The organism is Janibacter sp. HTCC2649, assembly GCF_000152705.1.
Lineage (GTDB): Bacteria > Actinomycetota > Actinomycetes > Actinomycetales > Dermatophilaceae > Knoellia.
This window is the reverse complement of the sequence record NZ_CH672413.1, coordinates 1012679-1029866: the sequence shown is the minus strand read 5'-3', so window position 1 is coordinate 1029866 and position 17188 is coordinate 1012679. Positions and strand designations below refer to the sequence as shown.

At 68.8% G+C, this 17188-nt stretch carries 17 protein-coding genes; 12 read left to right on the top strand and 5 right to left on the bottom strand.

All coding sequences use genetic code 11. The annotated features are described in order from the left end of the window. The first annotated feature begins 159 nt into the window (after positions 1–159). Positions 160–1434: a radical SAM family heme chaperone HemW gene (gene hemW / locus JNB_RS04955; RefSeq protein WP_009775319.1), complete on the top strand. Its 1275-nt coding sequence runs from the start codon at positions 160–162 to the stop codon at positions 1432–1434. Between the two features lie 39 nt (positions 1435–1473). Beyond that, entirely contained in the window at positions 1474–2232 is a 759-nt protein-coding gene (locus JNB_RS04950) for an SDR family oxidoreductase (RefSeq protein ID WP_009775318.1), read from the top strand. 87 nt (positions 2233–2319) lie between these two features. Here JNB_RS04950 and JNB_RS21635 read toward each other — a convergent pair whose 3' ends face one another. Continuing rightward, positions 2320–2886 (bottom strand): DUF4870 domain-containing protein, encoded by a 567-nt coding sequence (locus JNB_RS21635; RefSeq protein WP_009775317.1) that lies wholly within the window; start codon positions 2884–2886, stop codon positions 2320–2322. 163 nt (positions 2887–3049) lie between these two features. Next, the gene (locus tag JNB_RS04940; protein WP_009775316.1) at positions 3050–3922 is read right to left on the bottom strand and encodes a DUF3097 domain-containing protein; all 873 of its coding nucleotides are present in this window, start codon (positions 3920–3922) and stop codon (positions 3050–3052) included. Positions 3923–3992: 70 nt separating this feature from the next. On the opposite strand from JNB_RS04940, the gene hrcA reads away from it, so the two are divergent. From hrcA to JNB_RS04925, 3 genes are all read left to right on the top strand, one after another. Next, a complete protein-coding gene (gene hrcA, locus JNB_RS04935) occupies positions 3993–5024 on the top strand; it encodes a heat-inducible transcriptional repressor HrcA (protein WP_009775315.1) in 1032 nt (343 codons plus the stop codon). 91 nt (positions 5025–5115) lie between these two features. Beyond that, positions 5116–6246: a molecular chaperone DnaJ gene (dnaJ, locus tag JNB_RS04930; RefSeq protein WP_009775314.1), complete on the top strand. Its 1131-nt coding sequence runs from the start codon at positions 5116–5118 to the stop codon at positions 6244–6246. Between the two features lie 117 nt (positions 6247–6363). Then, on the top strand, positions 6364–7107 hold the full coding sequence (locus tag JNB_RS04925) for a 16S rRNA (uracil(1498)-N(3))-methyltransferase (RefSeq protein WP_009775313.1): 744 nt from the start codon (positions 6364–6366) through the stop codon (positions 7105–7107). Here the strand turns inward: JNB_RS04925 and JNB_RS04920 are convergent, their stop codons facing one another. Continuing rightward, entirely contained in the window at positions 7108–8208 is a 1101-nt protein-coding gene (locus JNB_RS04920; RefSeq protein WP_009775312.1) for a Gmad2 immunoglobulin-like domain-containing protein, read from the bottom strand. It lies immediately after the preceding gene. Beyond that, positions 8205–8741, bottom strand: coding sequence for a SigE family RNA polymerase sigma factor (locus JNB_RS04915; RefSeq protein WP_009775311.1), 537 nt, complete (start codon positions 8739–8741; stop codon positions 8205–8207). The genes JNB_RS04920 and JNB_RS04915 overlap by 4 nt, the downstream gene beginning before the upstream one ends. A gap of 50 nt (positions 8742–8791) precedes the next feature. Here JNB_RS04915 and JNB_RS04910 point away from each other — a divergent pair, with 50 nt between their 5' ends. The 7 genes from JNB_RS04910 to JNB_RS04880 all read left to right on the top strand — a co-directional run bounded on the left by JNB_RS04910 (position 8792) and on the right by JNB_RS04880 (position 16146). Beyond that, positions 8792–9139 (top strand): histidine triad nucleotide-binding protein, encoded by a 348-nt coding sequence (locus JNB_RS04910; protein ID WP_009775310.1) that lies wholly within the window; start codon positions 8792–8794, stop codon positions 9137–9139. A gap of 25 nt (positions 9140–9164) precedes the next feature. After that, positions 9165–10235, top strand: a complete 1071-nt coding sequence (locus JNB_RS04905; protein ID WP_148232315.1) for a PhoH family protein — start codon at positions 9165–9167, stop codon at positions 10233–10235. After that, positions 10232–10699 carry an rRNA maturation RNase YbeY gene (gene ybeY / locus JNB_RS04900; RefSeq protein WP_009775308.1) on the top strand — a complete coding sequence of 156 codons (468 nt, stop codon included), beginning with the start codon at positions 10232–10234 and terminating at the stop codon, positions 10697–10699. Before JNB_RS04905 ends, ybeY begins: the two co-directional genes overlap by 4 nt. Positions 10700–10750: 51 nt before the next feature. After that, the gene (locus JNB_RS04895) at positions 10751–12055 is read left to right on the top strand and encodes a hemolysin family protein (RefSeq protein WP_009775307.1); all 1305 of its coding nucleotides are present in this window, start codon (positions 10751–10753) and stop codon (positions 12053–12055) included. After that, positions 12048–13001: a GTPase Era gene (gene era / locus JNB_RS04890; protein ID WP_009775306.1), complete on the top strand. Its 954-nt coding sequence runs from the start codon at positions 12048–12050 to the stop codon at positions 12999–13001. The genes JNB_RS04895 and era overlap by 8 nt, the downstream gene beginning before the upstream one ends. Before the next feature lie 216 nt (positions 13002–13217). Further along, the gene (locus JNB_RS04885) at positions 13218–15068 is read left to right on the top strand and encodes a BCCT family transporter (RefSeq protein WP_009775305.1); all 1851 of its coding nucleotides are present in this window, start codon (positions 13218–13220) and stop codon (positions 15066–15068) included. A gap of 43 nt (positions 15069–15111) precedes the next feature. Next, positions 15112–16146 carry an aspartate-semialdehyde dehydrogenase gene (locus JNB_RS04880; protein ID WP_009775304.1) on the top strand — a complete coding sequence of 345 codons (1035 nt, stop codon included), beginning with the start codon at positions 15112–15114 and terminating at the stop codon, positions 16144–16146. A 114-nt stretch (positions 16147–16260) separates the two neighbouring features. Here JNB_RS04880 and JNB_RS04875 read toward each other — a convergent pair whose 3' ends face one another. After that, positions 16261–17157, bottom strand: coding sequence for a GNAT family N-acetyltransferase (locus JNB_RS04875; protein ID WP_009775303.1), 897 nt, complete (start codon positions 17155–17157; stop codon positions 16261–16263). Between the last annotated feature and the right edge of the window lie 31 nt (positions 17158–17188).

Below are 17188 nucleotides of genomic sequence, written 5' to 3'. Positions count from 1 at the left end.
CCGGAGAGGACACAACCCCTCACCGCGAACTTTCGCCAACTTTTTCGGACGTGACGGCGTGTCACGCTGGACACGCCGTCATGGCATCCGTCGACGTTTGATCGGGCGGTCCCGTGACCGGCGGGAGCCGGTTCCGATCGGGGTGGGAGAATCGTCGCCATGCCCCGCCTGCCTGATGGAGACCCTGCACCGGACTCGGGGGAGCTCCCGGCCACGGCCCTGCAGACCCTCGGCAAGCGCCCCTTCGGGATCTACCTGCACGTGCCGTTCTGTCGGGTGCGCTGCGGCTACTGCGACTTCAACACCTACACCCTCACCGAGCTGGGGCCGGGCGCGAGTACCTCGACGTTCATCGACACCACCCTGGCCGAGCTCGACCTCGCCCAGGCGGTGCTCGGGGATTCGGCCCCCCGCGTCGACACGATCTTCGTCGGCGGTGGGACGCCCACGATGCTTGCCGCAGCCGATCTCGTGAAGGCTGTGGACGGCATACGCGACCGGTTTGGACTGGCCGACGACGTCGAGGTGACGACCGAGGCCAACCCGGACTCCGTCACTCCGGACTCGCTGCGCGAGCTGGCCGACGGCGGGTTCACCCGCATCTCGCTCGGCATGCAGTCGGCCGTCCCACACGTCCTCGCAACTCTGGACCGGACCCACGATCCTGCGGGGGTGGAGAAGGCCGTACGCGCTGCCCAGGACGCAGGGATGGTGACGAGTGTCGATCTCATCTATGGCACGCCGGGGGAGTCCGTCGACGACTGGCGACGCAGCCTCGACCAAGCGATTTCCCTTGAGTCAGAACATGTTTCGGCCTATGCGCTCGTCGTCGAGGAGGGGACGAAGCTCGCTGCTCAGGTCCGTCGCGGCGAGGTCGCGAGGCCGGACGATGACGACGAGGCGACGAAGTACGAGATCGCCGACGAGGTCCTGTCCGCCGCCGGTTTCGGCTGGTACGAAGTGAGCAACTGGACGCGCACCCCGGCGGGGCGATGCCGGCACAACGACGGCTACTGGACCGGTGGCGACTGGTGGGGCGTCGGTCCCGGTGCCCACAGTCACGTGGGCGGCGTGCGTTGGTGGAACGTCAAGCACCCCAGGGCGTATGCCGGTCGGCTGACCGACGGTCTCTCGCCGGGTGCCGGGCGCGAGACGTTGACAGCCGAGCAGGTCCGCGACGAGCAGGTGCTGCTTCAGGTCAGGGTCCGCGACGGCTTGGTGGTGGATGACCTCGACGACATCGGACGGCGCGCCGTGGCGGGGTTGGTCGCTGACGGTCTCGTGGACGGAACCGCCGCCGTCCGCGACCGCCGCGTCGTGCTCACGCTTCGCGGCCGGCTGCTCGCCGACACGGTGGTTCGCCGACTGCTTGGCGTCGACTCCGGAGGACATGGGGGATCGGCCCTCACTGGCGACGGGACTGTTCTTCCCTGACGCCCTTGGGCGCGTCCTAGGGTGGCGCTCATGACTTCCATGAATCTGCGCCGGCTCGAGGGCCGCACCGCCATCGTCACCGGAGCGAGCCGGGGGATCGGCCTCGCGATCGCTGAGCGGCTCATCGCCGAGGGTGCACGTGTCTGCATCACGGCCCGCAAGCAGGAGGCACTCGACGAGGCCGTCGCATCCCTCGGCGGACCTGATGTCGCCATGGCGGTCGCTGGGCGTGCGGATGACGCAGCGCACCAGGACGAGGTCCTCGCGAAGGTGGCCGAGACCTTCGGACCCGTCGACCTGCTCGTCAACAACACGGGTATCAACCCGGCCTACGGACGGCTCGTCGATCTCGATCTCGACGCCGCCCGCAAGATCGTCGAGGTCAACTGCATCGCCGCCCTCTCGTGGATCCAGAAGGCGGTCGCGGGCGGGCTCGAGACGCGCGGTGGGGCGATCGTCAACGTGTCGTCGGTCGCGGGCGTGCGCCCGGCACCGGGGATCGGCTTCTATGGCGCGAGCAAGGCGATGCTCACCCACCTCACCGAGGAGCTCGCCGTCGAGCTGGGGCCCACCGTGCGCGTCAACGCCGTGGCTCCTGCAGTCGTCAAGACCCAGTTCGCGACCGCGCTCTACGAAGGGCGTGAGGAGAAGGTCGCTGCGGGTTATCCACTCGGCCGTCTCGGCGTGCCCGAGGAAATTGCCGCCGTGGTCGCGTTCCTGCTCTCGGACGATGCTGCCTGGATGACTGGCCAGCTGGTCGTCGTCGACGGGGGACTACTCCTCAAGGGCGGCGTCTGAAAACCCCTGTCCCACAATGACATCAGCCCCACCCGGAGACGTTCCAGGTGGGGCTGACGAGCGTCTGCAGGCGGGCGCCCTAGGAGATCACTTGACGAACTGCGGGGTGAACGGGGGCGTCCACTGCTTCCCCTCGTTCGCGCGAAGGGCTCCGATGATGTGGAGCACGAAAGCGAACGCGAGGGCGAGGAAGTACGTCCCGAAGCCTACGAGGATGAGCATCAACGGGAACGAGACGAGCAGGACGATCCCGGTGATGATCTGGATGTTGAGCGAGTTGGCGGCGTGCTGCCGCACGAAGTCGCCGCGCTCCTTGTACATCACGTAGATGACGAGCGACCCGACGAAGCCGAGGAGTCCAGCACTCAGAACCATGGCGATGAGCGGGATGAGGTGCACGAACATCCCCCACTGGCGCTGCTGGGCCGGGTCCAGGACCTGCTGCTGGGCATAGGTGACGGGCTGACCCGGGTAGGCCTGACCGGAAGCAGGCTGCTGGTAGGCAGACTGCTGCGGCTGCTGGAACGTCGGCTCGTAGGGCTGCTGCGGGGGAGGGGGCGGCGGCTGCTCACCGTAGGACGGCTGCGGCTGCTCGACCCGGGGCTGCTGGGATTCTGGCCCCTGCGGAACCTCGGGGTGCGGGGTGGTGGTCATGGTGTCCTCCTTCAGGGGACGGGGTGCTGTCACCCAGTCAAACCCATCCAGAGGCCGAATGATCCCCACTTCGGGGTCAGATCAGGGTGAGGTCAGGGGTGACCCTGCCGCGGGAGGTGAGCACCCGGCATACGCCGAAAGGCCCGAAGGGCACTGCCAAGTCTCAGTGCACCGTGACGAAGTCGATGAGCTCCTCGACGCGACCCAGAAGTGAGGGCTCGAGGTCGGCGTAGGACCGCACGGTGCCGAGGATCTGCTTCCAGGCGCGCGCGATGTCGGCCTGGTCGTCATGCGGCCAGCCGAGGTGGGCGCAGATGCCGTGCTTCCACGAGGTGCCCCGCGGGATGACCGGCCACTGCTCCATGCCGAGGCGCTCGGGTCGCACGGACTGCCACACGTCGACATAGGGGTGGCCGACGATGAGGACGTGCGGCGCGTAGGGCTTGAGGCGGGATGCGGCGTCGACGACGCGCGTCTCCTTGGTGCCGGCCACGAGGTGGTCGACGAGGACGCCCATGCGCTTGCCGGGGCCGGGGCGGAAGTCACGGATCGCGGCCTCGAGGTCGTCGACGCCGCCGAGGGGCTCGACGACGACACCCTCGACGCGGAGGTCATGGCCCCAGACCTTCTCGACGAGTTCGGCGTCGTGCGTGCCCTCGACGAAGATCCGTGAGGCGCTCGCAACCTTGGCCGGTGCGTTGGCGACAGTCCGCGACCCGCTCGCCGTGCGTGACGCCGTCTGGCGTGCGGCCGCCAGCCTGGCGTCCGCAGCCGCAGCGGGCTTGGTGAGCGTCACGGGGCTGCCGTCGACGTGGAAGCCGGGTCCGAGCGGGAAGGCCTTGGTCTTGCCGCGCCGGTCCTCGAGGTGGACGACGTGGATGCCGCCCGCCTTCTCGACGCGGACCACGGCACCGACCCAGCCCGTCTCGACGTCCTCCACGACGACACCGATCTCGGCAGCGAGGGGCGTGGAGCGGCCACCGCGAGGGGCCTTCCAGTCGCCGGAGAGCACGTCCGGTCCGTAGCGATCAGTCACCTGCGCGAGGGTAGACGTAGAATTGGCACTCACCAAGCATGAGTGCCAGTGAGGACGGGAGGTGTCGGGGATGAGTGACGAACGTCGGCTCGCAGTGCTGCGCGCCATCGTGCAGGACTACGTCGAGACGTCCGAGCCCGTGGGTTCCAAGGCGCTGCTCGAACGCCACCGCCTGGGGGTCTCGGCCGCGACGGTGCGCAACGACATGGCCGCCCTCGAGGAGGATGGCCTCATTGCCGCGCCGCACACGAGCGCCGGTCGCATCCCGACCGATGCGGGCTACCGCTTCTTCGTCGACCGGATCAGCGGGGTCAAGCCCCTGAGCGGAGCCGAGAAGCGCGCGATCAGCACCCTGCTCGACGGCGCGATCGACCTTGACGACGTCGTCGACCGCACGGTGCGGCTCCTGGCCTCGCTGACCCGTCAGGTCGCGGTCGTCCAGTACCCCTCACTCACGCGCTCCTCCGTGCGACACATCGAGCTCGTCCCCATCGGCGGTTCGCGCCTCCTCGTGGTCCTCATCACCACGACCGGCCGGGTCGAGCAGCGTGTCCTTGAGACGGGCCTGGAGCTCGCCGAACCCGCAGCCGAGCGGATGCTCGCGACGCTGCGTTCCGACGTCAACGGTGCCACGGTCGGCAAGACCCTTGCCGATGCCGCTGGCGGGCTGGGTGAACTGCCGATGCAGGTTGACCCTGGTGCCCGCGGGCTCCTCGCGGCCATCGCAGCCGAACTGACCGAGGTTCTCGTCGAGCAGCGGGAGGAGCGCGTCGTCATGGCCGGCGCATCGCATCTCGTGCGCGCCGGTGAGGACTTCCCCACCTCGATCGGGCCGGTCCTCGAAGCCCTCGAGGAGCACGTTGTCCTCCTCAAGCTCCTCGGCACGGTGACCGAGCAGGGCGATGCCGTCGCCGTGCGCATCGGTGCCGAGAACCCGTATGCCGGGCTGCAGTCCACGTCGCTCGTCACCTCGGGCTACGGCGCAGGATCCGACCTCGTGGCCGGACTCGGTGTCGTCGGCCCGACCCGCATGGACTATCCGACGACGATGGCAGCGGTGCGAGCCGTGGCCACGTACGTCAGCCGGATCCTTGCGGAATGACCCGCGCACTTCACGCCTTTGCACCTGAAGGCTTGGCCCCACAGGCTTTCCACTTCACCCGATCAGCACCCAGCGAAGGACGTCCACCACAGTGAACGACTACTACGCCGACCTCGGCGTGGCCCGCGACGCAACCGCCGACGACATCAAGAAGGCCTACCGTCGCGCGGCCCGCAAGCTCCACCCCGACGTGAACTCGGGGCCGGAGGCAGAAGAGCAGTTCAAGAAGGTCTCGCAGGCCTACGACGTGCTGTCCGACGCCGAGAAGCGTCGCAGCTACGACATGGGCTCCGACCCGTATGCCGGCGGCGCGGCCGGCTTCGGCCAGGGCTTCGCGTTCAGCGACATCATGGACGCCTTCTTCGGCCAGGGCGCCGGCCAGGCGCAGGGCCGCGGGCCGCGCTCGCGGCAGTCGCGTGGCCAGGACGCCCTGGTGCGCCTCGACCTCGACCTCGTCGACGCCGTCTTCGGTGCCGAGAAGGAACTCGTCATCGACACCGCCGTCGGTTGCTCGACCTGCCACGGCGCCGGCACCCAGCCCGGCACCGGCACCCGTACCTGTGACGTCTGCAAGGGCTCCGGCTCGATCCAGCAGGTGCAGCGCAGCTTCCTCGGTCAGGTCATGACCTCGCGTCCGTGCGTGAACTGCCAGGCCACTGGTCAGGTCATCGAGGCACCTTGCTACGAGTGCTCCGGCGACGGTCGGGTCCGCACTCGCCGCACCATGACGATCCGCGTCCCTGCTGGTGTCGACACGGGCACCCGCATCCAGTTGGCAGGCGAGGGCGAGGTCGGCCCCGGCGACGGTCCGCCCGGTGACCTCTATGTCGAGGTGGCGGTGCGTCGCGACAAGCGCTTCCAGCGCCAGGGCGATGACCTCCACGCCACGCTCGAGCTCCCGATGACGGCTGCTGCGCTCGGGGCCAGCGTGCCGTTCGAGACCTTTGACGGCGTGAGTGACCTCGACGTGCGCACCGGCATCCAGTCCGGTGAGCAGATCCGCCTGCGCGGCCTCGGCGTGACTCACCTTCGCGGTTCCGGCCGCGGCGACATCATCATCCACGCGATGGTGCAGACCCCGACCAAGCTCAGTCACGAGCAGGAGGATCTGCTCCGCCAGCTCGCCAGGCTGCGTGAGGAGGAGAAGCCCACCGGCCGCATCACCAACCCCTCCGAAGGCTCCCTCTTCGGCAAGCTCCGCGACGCGTTCAAGGCTCGCTGATCCCATGCCCCACCCACCGACTTCGTGCCCCGCACGGACACCCCTCGCTGCGCTCGGTGTGTCCGTGCGGGGCACGAAGTCGAATCCGGAGAGTCGGCGTGCAGGTCGGGGGACGCGATGACGCTGGCTCTCTATCTCGTGGCTCCCGGGGCGCTCGACGCGACTCGGGCGGGTGACATCGTCGTCCTCGACGGAACCGAGGGTCGTCACGCGGCCACGGTGAAGCGCACCAGGATCGGCGAGCGCCTCCGGCTGTCCGATGGCGTCGGTCGGGTCGTCACGGGTGAGGTCGCGTCGGTCGACCGGGACCGGCTCACCCTGCGCACCGAGTCGGTCGAGGTCGTGCCCGAACCCAGTCCGCGGTTCGTCCTCGTCCAGGCTCTCGCCAAGGGCGACCGCGACGACCAGGCCATCGAGGCCGCGACCGAGCTCGGTGTCGACGAGGTCGTCCCGTGGCAGGCCAGTCGGAGCATCGTCCAGTGGCGAGGTGACCGTGGTGCCAAGGCCTGGGCCAAGTGGGACGCCGTGCTCGTGGCCGCGACCAAGCAGTCGCGTCGTCCACGACGTCCGCTCCTTGCGCCTGCAGCGACCACAGCGGCACTGGCGGATCGCATCGCGACCGGCGCCACGGCATACGTCCTGCACGAGGACGCCGACGCACCGCTCGCCGCGATCACCCTGCCGAGCGACGGTGACGTCCTCGTCATCGTCGGACCGGAGGGTGGCATCGCCCCCGACGAGCTCGACACCCTGAAGGCAGCGGGTGCCTCGATCGTCCGACTGGGCGACACGGTGCTCCGCTCGTCGAGCGCCGGACCCGCAGCACTCGCCGTCCTCAGTGCCGCGTCCCGGTGGCGCTGACTACGTCACCGTGAAGGTCACCTGCCGGTCGGCGATGACCCTGGCTCCGTCCTCCGCCGACGTCGTGAAGGCCCGGAACGTGTAGGTCCCGGCATCGAGACGCCCCAGGTCAACAGTGAAGGTGCCGCGACCGGGTGCTCCGATCGAGGCCGTGGCGACCCCGTCCTGCACGGTTGCCGTCCCTGACTGCAGCTCCCACTCGACGGTCGCCTCCCACGCGACGGCCTGCCCGCGCACGACGAGTGGGTCAGAAGGGCGCATCGAGGCACCTGGCGATGGGGTGTCGATCCAGATGTCGCACAGGTCGTCCAGAGGTGTGGACGACCTCGTGAAACTCCCACCGGTCCCGACCTGGCCCAAGAGCTGGCCGCCGCCGTCGGCAGTGATCCGCACCGGCACGTCCCCGCGACCGACCGCTCCCTGAGCGGTCCAGACGAGGGCCGACACCCCCAGTTGGGCCGAGCCCGCAGAGGGTGCGCTCGCACCTGGCCCCGACAGACGCAATGAGATGCGGCTCTTCTCGACGGTCACGTCGCGCAGCGTCACACCACTCCAGAGCTCAGTGCGCTTGAGCGCCTCGGCGACCGCGGCCGTGGCCTTCTGCGACTCGGTCGTGCGGCCCAGCGACGGCGACCAGAACTCGCGGACCAGGCCCGGGCGGTTCGTCGCCCCACCGTTGGTGCCGACCCGATAGATGGCGAGTGCCCCGGTGGGGCTGGTCGGGGGCTGCGGCGCGGTCGAGGATGACGGCGACGACGAGGGCGGGCGCGTCGTGGAGGCGCTGCTCGACGAGTTGGGGGACGGGCTCACCGTCGGCGAGGGCGACGTGCTCGTCGGCGTCGGGGTCAGGGACGACGGCGCGACCGGGAGGGTGCCTTCCGTCTCCGGGCGGGTGGCCCAGACCGTGCCCGCGACGACGGCCGCCGACGCAGCGACGGCAACGCCTGCGAGCCACCGGTGACGAAACCCACCGGCCTCGGGCTCGTGCGCCTGCGCGAGGATTGCGTCGAGCCGGTCGGCAGGCCGGATCTCGCGTGCTCGGGTCGCCAGGGCCTCTCGAAGTTCGCGCTCCGTGTCTGATGGATCCACGTGGGTGGTCATCGATCCTCCATCTGGGTGCGCAGGGCGGCGAGGCCCCTGTGGGCGTGGGCCTTGACCGATCCGGGCGCGATGCCCAGCGCTTCGGCGATCTGGGCCTCGCTGAGGTCAAGGTAGTAGCGCAGCACGAGGACCTCTCGCTGGCGTGCCGGGAGGCGCTGGAGGCGGGCGAAGAGGTCGGCCGCGCCGGCCGCGGACATCGCTGACTCCTCGGCGCTCGCGACGTGGAGTCGGGCGTGGGCCCGGTTCGAGTCGAGGTAGCGCTGCTCGACCTTGTGGTGCCGCAGCGCTGAGCGCGCACCGTTGACGACACATTGACGCAGGTATGCCGCCCCGCGCCCTTCCTGGACGTCGTGCCACTTGCGATGGAGCGAGACGAAGGCGTCCTGGGCGATCTCCTCGGCGAGGAGGTCGTCGTGCACGAAGAGCCAGGCGAGGCGGACCATGGGACCCCAGTGCACGGCATACAGGCTCGACACGCCATCATCGGCGGCCGCGCGCGCTGCTGCGTCACGTCGTGGGCCCACGAGTGTCATTGTCACGCTGGTGAGACGCACAGCAGGCCCGATCGGTTTACTGTCGGGGCATGTCTTCAGCCGACTGTCTCTTCTGCAAGTTCGTCTCCCGCGACATCGAGCCAGACGTCGTGGGCGAGACCGAGCACAGCCTCGCGTTCCGTGACATCAACGCACAGGCGCCGACGCACGTCCTCGTCGTGCCCAAGCGGCACGTCGCCAACGCGGGAGAACTGGCAGAAGCATCGGCGGAGGAACTGCAGGACGTGGTCTTGTTGGCCCGCTCCGTCGCGGGGGGCGAAGGGCTGGCTGGCGACTACCGGCTCGTCTTCAACACAGGTGCCGGCGCGGGGCAGAGCGTGTTCCACGCTCACCTGCACCTGCTGGGTGGCCGGTCAATGCAATGGCCTCCGGGCTGAACCGAACCGTAGACTCATGGGTGACATGACAGATGCACCCCGCCCGTCCACGCCCACCGAGACGTCGACGCACCTCCCCGTCCACACGGTCACGATCCCCGCTGACGTGCCCATGGTCTCCCTCCTCGGCCCGCGGGACGAGGTGCTCCGCACGATCGAGCGCCAGTTCCCGATGACCTCGATCCACGTGCGGGGCAACGAGTTCCACATCTCCGGTACGAGCCCCGAGGTCGCCCTCGTCGAGCGCGTCATCGACGAGCTGCTGGCGGTCATCGAGGGCGGGCAGGCGCTCAACCGTGACTCGGTCGAGCGCTCCATCGCGATGATGCGGGCCCAAACGACCGAGCGGCCGGCCGACGTCCTCACGATGAACATCGTGTCCTCGCGCGGTCGCACGATCCGACCCAAGACGCTGGGGCAGAAGCGCTACGTCGAGGCGATCGACGAGCACACCATCACCTTCGGCATCGGCCCCGCTGGCACCGGCAAGACCTATCTGGCGATGGCCAAGGCCGTGGCCGCGCTCCAGGCCAAGCTGGTCAACCGGATCATCCTCACCCGACCGGCCGTCGAGGCGGGGGAGCGGCTGGGCTTCCTTCCGGGCACGCTCAACGACAAGATCGACCCCTACCTGCGTCCGCTCTACGACGCCCTCCACGACATGGTCGACCCCGAGTCGATCCCACGCCTCATGGCCGCCGGAACGATCGAGGTGGCTCCTCTGGCGTTCATGCGCGGTCGCTCGATCAACGACTCGTTCGTCATCCTCGACGAGGCGCAGAACACCACGCCCGAGCAGATGAAGATGTTCCTCACCCGTCTGGGCTTCGGCTCCAAGATGGTCGTGACCGGCGACATCACCCAGGTCGACCTGCCGGGGGGCACGACGAGCGGGCTGCGGATCGTGCGCGACATCCTCACCGACCTCGACGACATCCACTTCGCCGAACTCACCGCCCAGGACGTCGTGCGTCACCGACTCGTCGGCGAGATCGTCGACGCCTACGGCCGGTGGGATGCCGACCAGGACGGACGTTCCACGCCTTCGCGCGCCCGTCGAACCACTCGCGCCGCGGACCGGGACGGTGGCGCATGAGCATCGACGTCCTCAACGAGACGGATTTCGCGCTCGACGAGCTCGAGCTCGTGGCCTGCGCGCGCTACGTCATGGGCGAGATGAAGGTCCACCCCCAGGCCGACCTGTGCCTGCGCCTTGTCGACGAGGCTGCCATGGAGACCCTCCACGTGCAGTGGATGGACCTGCCCGGGCCGACCGACGTCATGAGCTTTCCCATGGACGAGCTGCGCCCCGGCAGCGACGACGACGACCCGGAGGAAGGTGTCCTCGGCGACATCGTCCTCTGTCCGAGCGTGGCTCAGAAGCAGGCCGCCGAGGCCGGTCACGCCACCGAGGAGGAGCTGCTGCTCCTCACGACGCACGGCATCCTCCATCTGCTCGGCTACGACCACGCCGAGCCCGAGGAAGAGCGTGAGATGTTCGAGCTGCAGCGCCAGCTCCTGCTCACCTTCCTTGCGACGAGGGGTCGACCCGGTGCCTGACCCAGCCAGTCCCGACGCCCGCTCGGCGTCGGGAACCCGGACGGTGGCCGCATGACCCGGCTCGTCGTCATCAGCATCCTCGGGCTCGTCCTGGCCTTTGCCCTGTCGGCGGCCGAAGCCGCTCTGTCACGGGTGTCGCGGGTGCGCGCCCAGGAACTCCACGACGACGGCCGACCCGGCTCGAAGGCGCTGGCCACGGTCGTGGCCGACAGCGCGGCATACCTGTCGGTCCTGTCGTTCGTGCGGGTCATCGCCGAGATGACCACGGCAGTCCTCGTGACCGTTGCGGTCCACCGCGTCGTCGACGGCACCTGGCTGCCGCTGCTCACGGCGATCGCGATCATGGCCGTGGTCTCGTTCGCCCTCGTGGGCGTCTCGCCGCGCACCCTCGGTGGTCAGCACGCCACGAAGGTCTCGCTCTTCGCGGCACCTGTGGCCATCTGGGTGCGCCGGGTCCTCGGCCCGCTCTCGCGGCTCCTCGTCCTCTTCGCCAACGCCGTCACTCCGGGACAGGGGTATCGCGACGGACCGTTCGACAGCGAGTCCGAGCTGCGTGACCTCGTCGACATGGCGGGGGAGTCCTCGCTCATCGAGGCGGGTGAGCGCCAGATGATCCACTCGGTCTTCGAGCTCGGCGACACCCTGGCCCGCGAGGTCATGGTCCCGCGCACCGACATGGTGACGATCGACTCCGACCGCGAAGCCCGCAAGGCGATGAATCTCTTTCTCCGCAGCGGCTATTCGCGCATCCCGGTGACCGGCGAGGACTCCGACGACGTGCTCGGCCTCCTCTACTTCAAGGACGTCGTGCGTCGCATCACGGCCGACCCCGCCAGCGCGGTGACACCCGTCATCGACCTCATGCGGCCGATGCCGTTCATCCCCGAGTCCAAGCCCGTCGACGCGCTCCTGCGCGAGATGCAGCGCGACCAGACCCACTTCGCCCTCGTCATCGACGAGTGGGGCGGCACGGCAGGCCTCGTGACGATCGAGGACATCATCGAGGAGATCGTGGGCGAGATCGCCGACGAGTACGACCGCGAGACGCCCGACCTCGAGGAGCTCGAGGACGGCCGCTGGCGCGTCGACGCGACGATGGACATCGACGACCTCGCCGAAGAGCTCGGGGTGACGATCGAGGAGGACGAGGTCGACACCGTCGGCGGCCTCATCGGCAAGACCCTTGGACGGGTGCCGATCCTGGGCTCCACCTGTGAGGTGGCCGGTCTGCGCCTGACCGCCGAACGCATGGCCGGACGCCGGCACCGCATTGCCACCGTCATCGTCGAACGCGTTGCAGCGACAACGGACCGCGAGATGATGCACACAGCCGAGACCGGGAGTTTCCATGACTGAAGACGCCAACGACGAGTTCGGCCAGCCCGCCAAGCCCGGTTATGTCGCGGGTTTCGCCTGCCTCATCGGCCGCCCCAACGCGGGGAAGTCGACGCTGACCAACGCGCTCGTCGGCGAGAAGGTCGCGATCACGTCGAGCAAGCCGCAGACGACGCGCCACACGATTCGCGGCATCGTCACCTCTCCGATGAGCCAGATCGTCCTCGTCGACACCCCTGGCCTGCACAAGCCCCGGACCCTGCTGGGGGAGCGTCTCAACGACCTCGTCCGCGAGACCCTGCTCAACGTCGACGTCGTGGGCTTCTGCCTCCCGGCCGACCAGCGCATCGGCCCGGGCGACCAGTGGATCGCGCGTGAGCTCGCCGAGCTGCGGCAGGCCAAGCGCACGCCGATCATCGCGCTGGCCACCAAGTCCGACAAGGTCGACCGCCAGCGTCTGGCCGAGCACCTGATCTCCATCGACCAGCTCGGTGAGTGGGCCGAGATCGTGCCGTGTTCGGCGACCAAGGGCGACCAGGTCGACACCGTCGCCGCAGTCATCGCGAAGTACCTCCCGCCCTCGCCCGGACCGCTCTACCCCGACGACGTCCTCACCGACGAGCCGCACGCCATCATGATCGCCGAGCTCGTCCGCGAAGCCGCCCTCGAAGGCGTGCGCGACGAGTTGCCCCACTCACTGGCCGTCGTCGTCGAGGAGATGCTTCCGCGCGAGGACCGCCCCGAGGGCAAGCCGATGATGGACGTGCGGGTCAACGTCTTCGTCGAGCGGTCCTCGCAGAAGGCCATCATCATCGGCCGAGGCGGATCACGACTGCGCGAGGTCGGGACCAACGCCCGCGAAGGCATCGAGAAGCTGCTGGGTCAGCGCGTCCACCTCGACCTCCACGTCAAGGTGGCCAAGGACTGGCAGCGCGACCCGAAACAGTTGCAGCGCTTGGGTTTCTGACCCCACGAAGGTGCGCACCCGGCATACCCGAGGTGTGTTCGGCGTGCCCTCGAGAAGGGGGCGCGACACCGGTGGGTCGCCGCTGCCAATTTGAACTCACAGGTTCGTGAAGGCAAGGTTGAGGGTTGGAACGAGAACTGACATTGATACGTAACTGACGAGAACAGCGAAGGAGCGGCGCCATCGCGCGCCGAATCACCCGTGAATCAAAAACTCATGAACACCGGACCAACAGCCCCTGGGGACGCAGCAGGGGAGCGCGAGATCCTTGACGGACCGCTCCTCGAGGAGACCCCCCACCCGGCACTAGACCACGCGGTCGAGGAGCACCAGGCGGACGCCCCGCAGAAGCTCGACACGATCGTCTTCGGAGTCACGGCGGCCATCGCCATCGGATTCGTCATCTGGGGCTTTGTCAGCACCGAGACCCTCGGCACGGCCTCGGACAACGGCCTCTCCTGGGTCGTGCACAACATGGGCTGGCTGTTCTCGCTCGTGGCGTCCGGCTTCGTCATCTTCGTGATCTGGCTCGCGGCCGGGAAGTTCGGGCGCATCCCGCTCGGACGCGACGACGAGCAGCCCGAGTTCAAGACCGTCTCGTGGATCGCGATGATGTTCTCCGCCGGCATGGGCATCGGCCTGATGTTCTACGGCGTCTCCGAGCCCGTGTCGCACTTCGTCACCCCGCCGCCCGGCACCGGCGAGGCCGGCAACCCCGCAGCCGTCCAGACGGCCATGGCGACCACGCTCTTCCACTGGACCCTGCACCCGTGGGCGATCTACGCAGTCGTCGGACTGGCCGTTGCGTACGGCGTCTTCCGCCGCGGTCGCTCGCTCCTCATCAGCTCGGCCTTCGCGCCGCTCATCGGTGAGCGTCGGGCCAACGGTCCCGCCGGTCGCGTCATCGACATCCTCGCGATTTTTGCCACCCTCTTCGGGTCGGCTGCCTCGCTCGGTCTCGGTGCCCTGCAGATCGGCTCCGGCCTCGAGATCGTCGGTGGTGTGGGGCGTGCCGGCAACGGCGTGCTCGTCGCGATCATCGTCGTGCTGACGCTCTGCTTCATCCTGTCTGCCGTCTCGGGTGTCTCCAAGGGCATCCAGTGGCTCTCGAACACCAACATGGTGTTGGCGCTCGTGCTCGCCGTCTTCGTCTTCGTCGTCGGGCCGACCGTCTTCATCCTCAACCTGGTGCCGACCGCTGTCGGGTCCTACTTCCAGGACCTCGCGATGATGTCGGCGCGCACCGACGCCGCTGGTGGCGATGCGATGCAGACCTGGCTCTCGGGCTGGACGATCTTCTACTGGGCGTGGTGGGTCTCCTGGACGCCGTTCGTCGGCATGTTCATTGCGCGCATCTCGCGTGGTCGCACCATTCGCCAGTTCGTCACCGGTGTCCTGCTCGTCCCGAGCCTGGTCTCGCTCGTGTGGTTCGCCATCTTCGGCGGCGCGGGAATCGCGACCCAGCGTGGCGGCGTGGACCTTGCCGGCGCCGAGTCGCCCGAGGCGACGCTGTTCAGCATGCTCGAGACCATGCCGCTGTCGACGGTCACCTCGATCGTCGTGATGCTGCTCGTCGCGATCTTCTTCGTCTCGGGCGCCGATGCTGCCTCGATCGTCATGGGCACGTTGTCGGAGCGCGGGACCCTCGCGCCCAGCCGCCCCACGGTGATCTTCTGGGGTGCGGCCACTGGCGCCGTCGGTGCCGTGATGCTCGTCGTCGGTGGCGAGGATGCGTTGTCCGGCCTGCAGAACATCACGATCGTGGCGGCACTGCCGTTCCTCCTCGTGATGATCGGGCTGGCGGTTGCTCTCGTGAAGGACCTCTCGAGCGACCCGCTCGTCGTCCGTCGGGCGTATGCCGTGGCGGCCGTCGAGCAGGCCATCGTCGCCGGAGTGACCGAGCACGGTGACGACTTCACCCTCACCTATGAGGAGTCAGCACCCGGCGAGGGTGTCGGCGACCACGTCACCCTGGCTGGTGGGTCGACCGCGGTCGACGCAGTCGAGGATGATGCTCCTCTCGGGGCGCGCGAGGACGACAAGGTGCTCAGCTCGCCCACGTCCTGAACGCCTGAAGCAACCCAACTCGCATGGCTCCTAGACTGGGGCCATGCGAGTTGGTGTCTTCGGAGCGACCGGTCAGGTCGGCAATGTCATGCGCGCTCTCCTTGTCGAGCGGGGTTTCCCGGTCGAGGAGATGCGCTACTTCGCGTCGGCGCGTTCGGCGGGCACGACATTGCCGTGGAAGGACACGGAGGTCACCGTCGAGGACACGGCCACGGCCGATTTCTCTGGTCTCGACCTGGCGTTGTTCTCCAACGGTGGCGCCGCCTCCAAGGAATGGGCGCCGCGCGTCGCGGCTGCCGGGGCCGTCGTCGTCGACAACTCCTCGGCCTGGCGACGTGACCCGGACGTGCCGCTCGTGGTCAGCGAGGTCAACCCGCACGACCTCGACTCGATCCCCAAGGGCATCGTCGCCAACCCCAACTGCACGACCATGGCCGCGATGCCGGCGCTCAAGCCGTTGCATGACGTCGCCGGGCTCGTGGCCCTGCGTGTCGCCTCGTACCAAGCGGTTTCGGGCTCGGGCGGTGCCGGCGTGCGTGAGCTCGACGGCCAGCTGCGCGGCGGGTATGCCGCTGGCGAGCCTGCCGCTCTGGCTCTCGATGGTCGTGGAGTCACGATCCCGGACCCCACCCTGTATGCCGCGCGCATCGGCTTCAACGTCGTGCCGTTGGCCGGGTCGATCGTCGACGACGGTTCGCTCGAGACCGACGAGGAGCAGAAGCTCCGCAACGAGTCGCGCAAGATCCTGCACATCCCGGACCTGCGGGTCTCGGGGACCTGTGTGCGGGTGCCGGTCTTCACTGGGCACTCGCTCGCCATCCACGCCGAGTTCGCCGACGACATCACGCCCGAGCACGCGCTCGAGCTGCTCGGCAAGGCCCCTGGCGTCATCGTCACCGATGTCCCGAACCCGCTCGAGGCGGCTGGACGCGACGAGGTCTTCGTCGGGCGGGTCCGCGTCGACCAGGCGGCACCCGAGGGCAAGGGGCTCACGCTCTTCGTCGTCGGTGACAACCTCCGCAAGGGCGCGGCCCTCAACGCGGTCCAGGTCGCCGAAGAGCTCCTCAAGCGCCGCTGAGCCCGACGCCCGGATCTGCCCAACCTTCGACCAATAGGTCACGAATCGCTCGAGCAGTTCGTGACCTATTGGTCGAATGTTGTCGGGGGACGTGGCCGGTGTCAGAGGTCGGTGTCAGAGGTCGGTCATCCAGTGGCGCCAGGTCTGGGTGACCTGCATGCCGACGTGTTCGTAGAGACCCAGCGCTCCGGTTCGTGAGTCCGTCGAGAGCTCGCTGACGCTGGCGCCGTGGTCGCGGGCCCGGGCGAACGCATCGACGAGCAGGGCTCTGGCAAGGCCCAATCCGCGCTGGTCGCGCCGAACGGCGATGGCGTCGACGTAGCCCGTGGCGCCGGCGTGGATCGTGTAACAGATCCCGATCTCGGTCCCGCTCTCGTCACTGACGAACCGGATCTGCCACGGCTCGAAGCCGGGGCGCAAGGGTCCGCGCGGCGCCCAGTCGTCATAGGTCGACGGCTCGCGGTCCGGCCATTCGTTGAAGGCGTCCTCGATGAGCTGGAAGGCGATGCGCCCATCCCGTCCACCGACGAACTCGCGCAGCGCGTAACCGCGGGGGAGGGGCTGCGGTTCGATGGCCGATCCGCGCGGAAGCTGGAGCACCCACGAGGTCCACCCCTCGCGGTAGCCGCGACCCCGGAAGAACGCCTCGGGGCCGCTGTTGCCCGGGACCGTCTGGCCAACGAGCTTCGAGCCCCTGGCGCGGGCGGTCTCCTCGATCCAGTCCGCCAGCCACGTGCCGAGGCCCCGACCGCGGTGCTCCGGATGGACCCCTGCGTCCGCCCGGCGCCCCTTGAAGACCTCCCCGGCCGCAACGAGGCGCTCGCCATCCCAGATGCCGATGCTCTCGGTCTCGAGGTCGAAGCTGCCCCGGGCCCAGTCGCCCTGGATGTCCTCGACCTCGATGGCCGCCTCGCCGGCATCCACGACCTCGGTGGCCGCGACGAGGTCGCACACGGCCTGGGCATCCGTCGGGACGTGCGGGCGTGCGCTGTAGCCATCGGGAAGTGCCATGGCAGCAGGATGCCGGAGGGTATGCCGCACT

Bases quoted from the DNA above. Each gene is read 5' to 3' on its own strand.
- hemW (WP_009775319.1), top strand. From the start codon at position 160: ATGCCCCGCCTGCCTGATGGAGACCCTGCACCGGACTCGGGGGAGCTC.
- JNB_RS04950 (WP_009775318.1), top strand. From the start codon at position 1,474: ATGAATCTGCGCCGGCTCGAGGGCCGCACCGCCATCGTCACCGGAGCG.
- JNB_RS21635 (WP_009775317.1), bottom strand. From the start codon at position 2,886: ATGACCACCACCCCGCACCCCGAGGTTCCGCAGGGGCCAGAATCCCAG.
- hrcA (WP_009775315.1), top strand. From the start codon at position 3,993: ATGAGTGACGAACGTCGGCTCGCAGTGCTGCGCGCCATCGTGCAGGAC.
- JNB_RS04925 (WP_009775313.1), top strand. From the start codon at position 6,364: ATGACGCTGGCTCTCTATCTCGTGGCTCCCGGGGCGCTCGACGCGACT.
- JNB_RS04920 (WP_009775312.1), bottom strand. From the start codon at position 8,208: ATGACCACCCACGTGGATCCATCAGACACGGAGCGCGAACTTCGAGAG.
- JNB_RS04915 (WP_009775311.1), bottom strand. From the start codon at position 8,741: ATGACACTCGTGGGCCCACGACGTGACGCAGCAGCGCGCGCGGCCGCC.
- JNB_RS04910 (WP_009775310.1), top strand. From the start codon at position 8,792: ATGTCTTCAGCCGACTGTCTCTTCTGCAAGTTCGTCTCCCGCGACATC.
- JNB_RS04905 (WP_148232315.1), top strand. From the start codon at position 9,165: ATGACAGATGCACCCCGCCCGTCCACGCCCACCGAGACGTCGACGCAC.
- ybeY (WP_009775308.1), top strand. From the start codon at position 10,232: ATGAGCATCGACGTCCTCAACGAGACGGATTTCGCGCTCGACGAGCTC.
- JNB_RS04895 (WP_009775307.1), top strand. From the start codon at position 10,751: ATGACCCGGCTCGTCGTCATCAGCATCCTCGGGCTCGTCCTGGCCTTT.
- era (WP_009775306.1), top strand. From the start codon at position 12,048: ATGACTGAAGACGCCAACGACGAGTTCGGCCAGCCCGCCAAGCCCGGT.
- JNB_RS04885 (WP_009775305.1), top strand. From the start codon at position 13,218: ATGAACACCGGACCAACAGCCCCTGGGGACGCAGCAGGGGAGCGCGAG.
- JNB_RS04880 (WP_009775304.1), top strand. From the start codon at position 15,112: ATGCGAGTTGGTGTCTTCGGAGCGACCGGTCAGGTCGGCAATGTCATG.
- JNB_RS04875 (WP_009775303.1), bottom strand. From the start codon at position 17,157: ATGGCACTTCCCGATGGCTACAGCGCACGCCCGCACGTCCCGACGGAT.